This window comes from Erwinia sp. S38, from assembly GCF_016624545.1.
Classification (GTDB): Bacteria; Pseudomonadota; Gammaproteobacteria; order Enterobacterales; family Enterobacteriaceae; genus Erwinia; species Erwinia coffeiphila.
In genome coordinates this window covers 121,421-130,940 of sequence record NZ_JACVTS010000018.1, presented here as the reverse complement: position 1 = coordinate 130,940, position 9,520 = coordinate 121,421, and the positions used below count along the sequence as shown (strand labels likewise).

At 53.0% G+C, this 9,520-nt stretch carries 8 protein-coding genes; all 8 read right to left on the bottom strand.

Annotated features, from left to right (window positions below; all coding sequences use genetic code 11):
* On the bottom strand, positions 1 to 294 hold a 294-nt coding region (asr, locus tag IBT46_RS19435; protein ID WP_200546996.1), incomplete at its 3' end, for an acid resistance repetitive basic protein Asr.
* Between the two features lie 172 nt (positions 295 to 466).
* Positions 467 to 1,951 (bottom strand): carboxypeptidase M32, encoded by a 1,485-nt coding sequence (locus IBT46_RS19430; protein ID WP_200546995.1) that lies wholly within the window; start codon positions 1,949 to 1,951, stop codon positions 467 to 469.
* A 33-nt stretch (positions 1,952 to 1,984) separates the two neighbouring features.
* Positions 1,985 to 3,277: a two-component system sensor histidine kinase RstB gene (rstB, locus tag IBT46_RS19425; RefSeq protein ID WP_105594659.1), complete on the bottom strand. Its 1,293-nt coding sequence runs from the start codon at positions 3,275 to 3,277 to the stop codon at positions 1,985 to 1,987.
* Between the two features lie 29 nt (positions 3,278 to 3,306).
* The gene (locus IBT46_RS19420; RefSeq protein ID WP_200546994.1) at positions 3,307 to 4,587 is read right to left on the bottom strand and encodes a site-specific integrase; all 1,281 of its coding nucleotides are present in this window, start codon (positions 4,585 to 4,587) and stop codon (positions 3,307 to 3,309) included.
* Positions 4,587 to 4,802, bottom strand: coding sequence for an excisionase family protein (xisR, locus tag IBT46_RS19415; protein WP_200546993.1), 216 nt, complete (start codon positions 4,800 to 4,802; stop codon positions 4,587 to 4,589). Before xisR ends, IBT46_RS19420 begins: the two co-directional genes overlap by 1 nt.
* Positions 4,803 to 4,866: 64 nt before the next feature.
* Positions 4,867 to 5,106: a DUF4060 family protein gene (locus IBT46_RS19410; protein WP_200546992.1), complete on the bottom strand. Its 240-nt coding sequence runs from the start codon at positions 5,104 to 5,106 to the stop codon at positions 4,867 to 4,869.
* A 40-nt stretch (positions 5,107 to 5,146) separates the two neighbouring features.
* On the bottom strand, positions 5,147 to 6,289 hold the full coding sequence (locus tag IBT46_RS19405) for a RecT family recombinase (protein ID WP_200547004.1): 1,143 nt from the start codon (positions 6,287 to 6,289) through the stop codon (positions 5,147 to 5,149).
* Positions 6,252 to 9,503 carry a PD-(D/E)XK nuclease-like domain-containing protein gene (locus IBT46_RS27740; RefSeq protein WP_200546991.1) on the bottom strand — a complete coding sequence of 1,084 codons (3,252 nt, stop codon included), beginning with the start codon at positions 9,501 to 9,503 and terminating at the stop codon, positions 6,252 to 6,254. Before IBT46_RS27740 ends, IBT46_RS19405 begins: the two co-directional genes overlap by 38 nt.
* Between the last annotated feature and the right edge of the window lie 17 nt (positions 9,504 to 9,520).

Genomic DNA, 9,520 nt, shown 5'->3' with positions numbered 1-9,520 from the left:
TACTGGTTTCTTAGCGGCTTTGTGGTGCTTTTTAGCAGCCTGAGCTTTCTGCGCTACTGGTTTCTTGGCGGCTTTGTGATGCTTTTTAGCTGCCTGCGCTTTCTGCTCGGTCGCTTTCTTGTGTTTTTTGTGATGTTTAGCGGTTGCTTTAGCCGGAGCTGGCGCCGCAGTTGTGGTGGTGGCAGCAGCGGCAGCTGGTGCGGTGGTAGCTGGGGCAGCTGTGGTCTCAGCAGCGAAAGCAACTGAAGACAGACCCATTGCAGCGGCTACAACCAGAGCAAATAATTTTTTCATTGCAAAACCCTCAAATGTTTATTCATGTGTCAGCCCACTGCGGGGCCGGTGAGTAAACTATATGAGAACGGGACGGGCGCTTCAGTGAGTGATTGGTATCGGCGTGTAACCGAATGTACAAAGGGGAATGCGACTATCGCATTCCCCTTGAGGGCCTGTAACAGCTGCGGGTTTACTTCAGATAACGGCTCTCAAGATGCTGGCGGAACCAGATCGGGTTGAGGTCCTCTCCGGTGGCATTTTCTACCAGCTGGCGGGTGGAGAAACGGCTGCCGTGCTGCCAGATATTCTGCTGTAGCCAGTTAAACACCGGCTGCAGATCGCCCTGGGCAATCAGTTCATTAACCTGGGGAATCGCACGCTTGAGCGCCTGGAACAGCTGCGCGGCGTACATTGCACCCAGCGTATAGGTCGGGAAGTAGCCGAAGGCACCGTCGGTCCAGTGGATATCCTGCATACAGCCGTCGCGATAGTTCCCGGCTGTATTAATACCGAGCCAGTGCTGCATTTTTTCCTGCCACAGCGTGGGGATATCGTCGACCTCAATCTCTCCGGTAATCAGTGCGCGCTCAATCTCATAGCGCAGGATCACGTGAGCCGGATAGCTGACCTCATCGGCATCCACGCGGATCAGGCCCGGTTTCACCCGCTGGTTCAGCGCAATAAAGTTGGTGTTCTCCATGCCCGGGCGATCGCCCAGCAGCTGTACCGCCAGCGGCTGTATCAGGCTGAGGAACTGCGGGCTGCGGCCCAGCTGTTTCTCAAAGAACAGGCTCTGTGACTCATGAATAGCGGTTGAGCGCGCCAGAGCCACAGGCTGATCGGCCCACTGCTGCGGCAGATTTTGCTCATAGCGCGCGTGGCCGGTCTCGTGGATCACGCCCATCATCGCGCTGATAAATTCATCGCTTTTGTAGCGGGTGGTGATACGGACATCCTGCGGTACACCGCCGCAGAACGGATGTGCGCTAACGTCCAGGCGACCGGCGTTAAAATCAAAGCCCAGCAGCTTCATTATCGCCAGCCCCAGCTCTTTCTGCTGTTCCTGCGGGAAAGGCCCGACAGGAGCGATCACCGTTTCTTTCGCCTGCTGGTCGACGATTTTTTGCAGCAGTTCCGGCAGCCACTGCTTAAGATCGCCGAAAGTACTGTCCAACTTCGCGCTGGTCATGCCCGGCTCGAAGACGTCCAGCAGCGCATCATAGCGCGAACAGCCGTTGGCCTGCGCCCGAATTTCAGCTTCCTCGCGGCTGAGTTTCACCACCTCTTTCAGATTGGCGGCGAACCCCTGCCAGTCGTTGGCGGGGCGCTGCTGACGCCATGCGTGTTCGCAGCGGGAACCGGCGATGGATTTAGCTTCCACCAGCGAGGCGGGCAGCAGAGAGGCTTGCTGCCAGGCGCGGTGCATTTCGTACAGATTTGCCTGCGCCACGTCGTCCAGATCTTCCTGCTTTGCCTGGTCCAGCCATTCGCCCACCTGTTTTGCCGTCAGGATTTCATGGCGCAGCACGCTCAGCTCCGCCAGCGCTTCACCGCGCGCGCGGCTGCCGCCTGCGGGCATCATGGTTTGCATATCCCAGCCGGTAATTGCAGCAAGATGACCAAAGCGTGAAAGACGCTGAAAGGTTCGGGTCAGATTCGCGTAAGCAGATGACATACTATTCCTTAATAAGAGGAGAGTTCAGACGCCTCAGGCGTCGCGCAAAGGGTGATTAATCGGCCAGCAGAAGCGCACGCTGGCACCGCCGAGCGGGCTGCTATCGATGGTAACGTAGCCGCCAAACGCCTGTGCCACAGAGTGAACAATCGCCAGCCCCAGGCCGCAGCCGCCGGTAGCGCGATCGCGGCTGGGATCGAGCCGCACAAAGGGTTCGAATACCCGTTCGCGCTCTTCCTGTGGAATGCCGGGGCCGTCATCCTCCACCTGCAGGCAGGCAATGTCGCCGTCAAACCACAGTCCAACGCGCAGCCGCTTGTCGGCATAGCGCAGGGCGTTATTCACCAGATTGTCCAGCACGCGTTCCATCAGACGGGTATCGGCCACGCCGTGATTTTCACGCTGCGGAGTATCCAGCGCGATTTCGGTATCGGGATTGACCAGGCGCATATCCTGCAGCCGTTCGTGCAACCACTGTGCCAGATCGAGTGATTGCAGATTCAGCTCCACGCGCGGGCGATCGAGGCGCGCGTAAGTCAACAGCTCTTCGATTAGCGCCTCCAGCTGGCCAATATCCCGGTTGAGTGCCGCAGATTCCGCCTCACTGAGGTTGTCGCTCATTTCCAGACGATAGCGCAAACGCACCAGCGGAGTGCGCAGTTCATGGGCGATGCCGTCGATCAGCTGCTTCTTGCTGGCGACCAACGTATTGATATTGTCAGCCATCTGGTTAAAGGCCACCCCCAGCCGCAGCAGGCTGGAGGCACTGTCAAAATGGATACGCTCGTCAAGATGGCCCTGACCGAAGCGCTGTGCGGCATTCTCCAGCTTCAGCATGTCCTGCCAGTGCGGGCGCATCCAGATAAACACCGGTAACGCCAGCGAAATGCCGATAAAGGCCAGTAGCGCGATATCCAGCAGGCGCATTTCGTGCAGATAGAACAGATACGGGATCGGGCCGACCGCCAGCACATAGTGGCTGCGCGGAATGTGCTGCAGGAAGGTGTATTCGTCGTCGAGCGCGACAATTTCCCCCGCGCGCAGACGGCGCAGCGTCGGCGGATCGAGCTGGTATTTGCTCATCGGCTCGATGTGCAGCTTAAAGGAAAGGTTGAGGTCGAGGTTATTAATGGTGCGGTTCCAGTCACGCGGCGGGATCTCCCGCAGTTCGCTGCGCATCAGATACAGCGAACTCTTCATTAAATCGTCCATCGACTGGCGACCGGCGCGTTCGGCGGTGAATTTGTACACCAGCCCGACCAGCATCGCCATCACCAGGAAGCAGACAAACAGCAGCAGATAAAACTGAATAAACAGCTTTCTCATTATTTATAACTCAAAAATCAACATGTTAGCTACCTGCTTTTTACCTTCAGGGGCACTATGGGGGCACTCGTATAACCACCAATGCGCTGATTCAGGTACGAAACCTGATCGCTGTCGAGGGCGGTGATCCAGGAAGAATATACCTGAAAAACCATTTCTGCATTCTCATGACCCATTTGACTCGCTATAAAAGCAGGGTTTGCACCGGCTGACAACATCCAGCACGCGTAAGTATGGCGCAGTTGATAGGGGCGTCGGCGTCGGATACCCGCTTTGCGTACAGTAACATCCCAAAGTGACTTTATCGAATTAACGGAGTAATGCGGGGCCTGCATGCCTTTCAGCATCCGTGGCATGAATACAAAATGCAGCTTCTGTGTTTCTGTTTTACCGAATTCTCTGTGGTGGATCGTCACTGGAACCTGAGGTGCGTTTCCTGTTAGCTCCTTTTGAGCCCGCAGGGCTTCAAGCGCTGGCTCAAGCAGCTTTATTATTCTGTATCCGGATTCGGTCTTTGGTGGGCCGAAAATGCCTTCTTGAGTAAGATTACGACTGACGTGAACTTCTCCAGCAGTGAGATCGATATCCTCCCAGGCCAGTGCGCAAAGCTCACCAGGACGTATCCCGGTATAGGCGAAAAATTGCCACATGTTTTTCTGTTTTTCCGGAGCGGCATCGTTTAATTGCTGGTACTCATGTTTCAGAAGTGGGTCAGGTTTGGTATGCCCTTTACGCAGTCTTTTGATGCCGACGTAAGGCTGGTAGGAAATGATTTTATTCTTTACGGCATAGTCCAGGATCTGCCGCAGTATAGACAGGTAGTAATCTACTGTGCGAACAGCCCGCCCGGAATTGTTGCGTCGTTTCTCAGGAACATAATTGGTTTCGCCAGTCAGCAGCTCCTTTCTCCAGTTCAGAATGTCATTGTTGGTGATAGAAGCTACAAGCGTATCGGGGCCGATCATTTTGCCTAAAGTGCGTATGGCTATGCCGTAGCTTCTCGATGCGTTAGGAGACAGGTCAATTTTATGGTTCTCATACCAGCTTGAAGCCAACTCCGAGAATGCCGTAATGTTCTGCGATACATAGAACTTTGCAGCGATTTTTGATTCAGGAAAAACAGTCCTGTAATCAAAAATACCCATCTGTATCTCACTGACAATTTTGGCTCTTAGGTTTCCGGCTTTTTTGATATTTGCAGCATTTACGATCCAGCCCTTGAGGGTTTCACGGCACCGTGTGCCGCGAAAGTTAAAGCTAATCCTGATTTTGTTATTGTGGATTTCCACCCCCGTTGGCAATGCAGCCATCACGCCTCCTTAATAAACCTGTTGATATTCGGGATGTTGTACCAGATCAGTCCTCTCTCTACCGAGTTACTCCCATCCAAAGGGATTCTTTTAAAATGAACACCTTCTATCCAGAGTGTCAGGCGGTAACTTTTAATCTGGCGATCAGTGAGGCCTGTCTTCTCTTTGAGTTTATTGGCCACACCCCATTCTGAATCGTAAATCACCTGTGACATAATTCACCTCAGGTAACTGGCACGAGTATAAAAGTGCCAGTTTTGTCTTGTTGATAAATCGCTATCAGACTGCCTGCGAAGGGAGATTTCTAAGCCTGCGCGCGCAGTTCATCGCCGTGGCCACATAGCTGCATTTCCGGTTCACCACCTCTACCGTGATTTTTGAACCCTGAACCACAACCGTGTAGGTAATTTTCGTTTGCTGACGCCCATATTCGCCGTAAAGCTCAACATGCTTTGCCAGTGCTGCATCACAAGCCTGCCGGCCAAGTGGGGATTGCTTGCTTCGGTTTATTAGCCGCATATTTAATCCTTTTGCGGGAGGGTTTCCCCTCCCGATGCGATTAGCTGACGTATTCCGGTTTCATGTCGTCCAGTGTGATACGGAACTGGTCGTACAATTCGTCACCGAGATGGCGTTTAGCGGCGGTGAGGGTGCTTTCAGCTTTAGCGAAAAGCTCAGCGGCTTCAGGTTCGCCGGGAACCGGCACGGAATTGATCGCGGCTTCGACTCTGTTCTGCGCATCGACCTGGTAGTAACGCTTTACAGCCTTATTTTTTAATTCAGTGAATAGCGCAGTGCCCAGCAATGCTTTCTGTGACTCGATATCTGCGCGGATGGCTTTAGCCTGGTCAACAGTGCTGGCAGTGTCGATTCGGCCCCGCAGTTTGTCTGCAACAGTGTCAACGTTACTTGCTGGCTCTTGTGCGCCATCGGTAGTGCTGTTATTGCCGGTGATCTCCTGCACGCTCATACGTTGCACTGGTGCCGGGTTGATTTCTCGCTCGGTGCGCTGATCCACCTCATCCGGGCTGTAAACACCCAGGATCACTTCAGGGCAGTACAGGCGAGCCCAATATTTGACGCCCAGATAGGCGATCTGCTGTTTCGGATTGGACACCCACAAAGGGGAATTGCGAGTGACAACCCCGGACAGATAGAGTGGTTCGCCCCAAGTTATTTCTGACTCTCCGCGCAGGATTGCGCCCACTTGAATAAACAGGCCGATCTCGTCCTCATCGGTCCAGCCACGAACACGCTTACCATTTTTACCTGGCTTGTCTTCAGCAGTTTCCCGCGTTGTCGTGCAGCGTTCCCATTCGCCGCCGTAGCGATAATGGAAGCGGCCCTGAATTGCACTCGAACTGGCAATCACAGCATTAACCAGCTGCGCTTCGTAGCCCAGCACGCCATTCACGATATGCGTTTTTTGTGCAACAGCGTACGGGTTCATTCCCCACTGCATGGCCTGCATGACGATAGCCATGCAATCGGCAGGTTTTCCGGCCAGATGAGCCGGTACGGTCACAGCTGATTGCGCCATCAATCCGGCGAACGCCTGCAACTGGCCGAGTGCCTGTACGTTGAAAATTGAGTTGCTGGCAGAAATAGTGTTCGGAGCCTGCTGCTCAGTGGTGACAATGCTTGTATTTTCCATGATCTCCCCCTTATGCCTGTCCGCGCAGCGCTTCGAGGCGGCGCACATCAAAATCATTAAGTTCTTCGGCGTAATCTTCGGTAATCGGCGCTGGCCATTCGCGCGTGTCGAAACCGTTGGCTATAGCGCGCATTGCTTTGCGGTATTCCAGCATGCCCAGTTCCAGCAGTTCTTCGGATGCCTCAATGATGGCGATCCAGTGGTAGTTCTCGTCTTTGTTGACGAATATCCAGAAAAACTGGTCCAGTGCTGCGGTTTCGCAGTACATGGCCGCACTAAGGTGATAATCACGATCGATGATTTCCCGGTGGAGCTTCGCGCGCAGGCCTTCCTGCTTGATGTTCCACATGCTGATGGTTTTCAGATCGGAACCAATACGCAGGCCGCCCATTTCAATCTCAAGGTCTGGTCGAACGCGTATCTCGAGGCCTGTTTCTTCGTCAATACCGAAATAGCTAACTTCAACTGCACGGCTCGGATGTGTCAGTAATTTTCCGGCGGTCGGGTGATTGAGTAACGCTTTCTGGATATCAAGGGCTGTAGCCAGCTGTTGCCGGGTAACCAGCACTTTCCCTTCAGGATTATCCCGCCAGGCATCCAGCAGCTCGTCAGCGAACACGGCATCTGGCTTAACCGATTTTACTGACTGCATCAGATCCGCTTTCGTGCCTGAAACTCTCAGGGGTTGAGGTTTCTGTGCCTCCTGTGCAACCAGGTCCGGGTTAACCAATGCCAGCTGTTCCAGCAGCGCATCGCGGCTACCGCTGGTTTTAACCTGAGCGGGCAGGGTGGCGTTGTATTCTTTGATGCACGCCTTCATTGCTGCCGCGGTCTGTTTCTGGCCATCTTCAATACTCTGAAACTCAACAGGCAGTGACATGTAGCTCTGGCCGGTTTCCTCAACACCGGCACCCAGCGGGATCTGAGCGGGCAGGGTTGCGTTGTGTTCCTCCAACAGGCCCTTTACGTCATCCGCGGAGAGTAGCGCTGGCAGGCTGGCGTTATGCTCATCAATGAAGGCCCGGATCGTTGCAGTAGTGGTAAACGCGCCTTCAGGGATTTCTGGTTCTACGCTAAATTCTTTGTCCATGTCACCCGGTTGCAGCGCCAGCGCATGCACCAGGTTTCCCATATCCAACACGGGGGAACGCGCCTTCTGAATGGTTTTCTGCACATGACGGGCATTGAAATACATTAACGATACCCGGGCATCTTTCACCATCGTTGAGCTGATACCGTTAGCGGCGTGGTAAACCTCGTTCGGTAAGCCTTCGTAGCGTCCGGGTTCAAAAATTTCTGGCCACTCAGGAGCAGCGGCAGTTTCAGGTTCGGATTGTGTTTCTGTATCTTCAGATGAATGTTTTTCTGTTACGGGATCTGTTTCTTCACCAGTGACCAGATTGTTTTCGCCTGCTGACACCGCATCACTAACCTGTTTTTCATCACCGACAATTTCTTGAATCTGCACATTCTGAACGTTCCCGATCTCGCTATTAACGGAGTCAGCCAATTCCATGGCATCAGTGGAAGACACCCCATCATCGGCAATGATGGTTTCGGGCTGGGCCTTTGCCAGCTCTGGCTTCACTTCGGTGATACGGCGACCCTCGGACCAGGCTTTAACCAGAACGTTGCGGTCACCCGCCGGAGTTGCCAGCCAGATATTGAGGAAATTGATCAGTACACTCAGTTCACTACGTTTGTCAGTCGGGAAAACCTGTTTTACGGCATCGGTTAGCCGCCAAAGGGCTGGGATACCCATGGTTTCGACGTCAGGAACATTGCGTGCAGCAAGTATAAGATTCTGGATATAGCCATCATCGGTATCTAACGACATTTCGCCGACTTTGAGGCGTTGAGACTGGTCAATCATATGAGCAGGTTTATCATTGATGAATTGCGCGATCACCCTCAACGCCAGCCGCATTGGTGCGACAGCGAAATCACTCTCATTACCCAGTGGTTGTGATTCATATTCAGTTTTTACCCATTTAGGGTCATTAGGATCGCTAATTCCTTCAACATACTCACCACGTTGAGCGGCCAACTGCTTGCTAACCTGCTCTCGGGTTGATAGCTCGCTTACCTTGTCGCTTCCTGAAGCCGCTGCCAGCGTTTCAGCAGTCGGTTTATCATGTGCGTATTCGGTCAGGTTGGCATTGATATACTCGTTCAGCTTCACTGAAACATGGTGGATTTCAGGAGCTGCGTTTCGGATTAATGCAAAGATCGCGGCACGCGAATAATCCAGGATACCAGCTTTGCTGCGCAGAGCTGCTGACCACTCTTTCCACGGGCTCTCTTTGGCGGCAATAATGTCTTTTGCGCGACGATGAACTGAAACAGGGAAGTCGTAAATATCGAAATCCATAGGGAGAGTAGCCAGAGCTATTTCCTGATCCAGGGTATCCAGAGTGTGGGCATAATCTGGATTGCGATCGGTTTTGTTTCCGCCCCCGGCATTTGTTCCGGTATCAGTGCGCTTAATATTCTTGCTGTGCGCCGCAATCCATTTAGCAGTAACATCTTTCCGGAGTGGGTTATCACCCAATGCGCCGCTGGAATTATTGTTATGCCCGTTCAGCCATTCCTGAGTAAATGACAGAATGAGTGACAGTTCTGGATTTTTATCTGCTGGCCATACAGATTTAATATCGCGGATTAATTCGAATACAGTTTCAGGAAATGCACAACGCAGCTGGCGATGCTCAAAATCATTCGCAACCAGCAGGATATTTTGCGGGTACACCGCCCCCGTATCAGCCTGGAGTTGATCAATTTCGTCGAGCTGTACGTTGGTCAGTGTTTCAAATGAACCAAACAGCCATGCGCCCAGCACCTTCTGTTCAAAGTTTGCTGTTTCTTTTGTGACAATTTTTGCCGCACCTGCCGCACCTGCCGCACCTGCCGCACCTGCCGCACCTGTATCATCGGAATCAGTTGCATTTTCTGCTGCAACACCGGGGATCAGCATCATGGTTTTGCCGTCTTCCCCGCCTGGCTCATAGCGATTACAGAAAGCAACATCGAACACGCCCTCATCAGGCAGTTCGCCTACAACGGGAAGATTAACGCGGACTGGGCGGGCAAAATCTTCCTCATCAAAACCAGCTTCATCGATAGCCAGCACGCAGCGAGAAATGACCACCTTTTCTTTTGCACCAGAACACCAGAAAAAGCCGCCGAGGATACCCAGACGTTTTCTGACTGCTGCATTTTTTGCTTTGAGATAAAACGCGAATTCCTGCTGATTTACTGTCATTACATTCAATCCTCTGT

Bases quoted from the DNA above. Each gene is read 5' to 3' on its own strand.
- xisR (WP_200546993.1), bottom strand. From the start codon at position 4,802: ATGTCACAGGTGATTTACGATTCAGAATGGGGTGTGGCCAATAAACTC.
- IBT46_RS19405 (WP_200547004.1), bottom strand. From the start codon at position 6,289: ATGTGCGCCGCCTCGAAGCGCTGCGCGGACAGGCATAAGGGGGAGATC.
- IBT46_RS19430 (WP_200546995.1), bottom strand. From the start codon at position 1,951: ATGTCATCTGCTTACGCGAATCTGACCCGAACCTTTCAGCGTCTTTCA.
- IBT46_RS27740 (WP_200546991.1), bottom strand. From the start codon at position 9,503: ATGACAGTAAATCAGCAGGAATTCGCGTTTTATCTCAAAGCAAAAAAT.
- IBT46_RS19420 (WP_200546994.1), bottom strand. From the start codon at position 4,587: ATGGCTGCATTGCCAACGGGGGTGGAAATCCACAATAACAAAATCAGG.
- rstB (WP_105594659.1), bottom strand. From the start codon at position 3,277: ATGAGAAAGCTGTTTATTCAGTTTTATCTGCTGCTGTTTGTCTGCTTC.
- IBT46_RS19410 (WP_200546992.1), bottom strand. From the start codon at position 5,106: ATGCGGCTAATAAACCGAAGCAAGCAATCCCCACTTGGCCGGCAGGCT.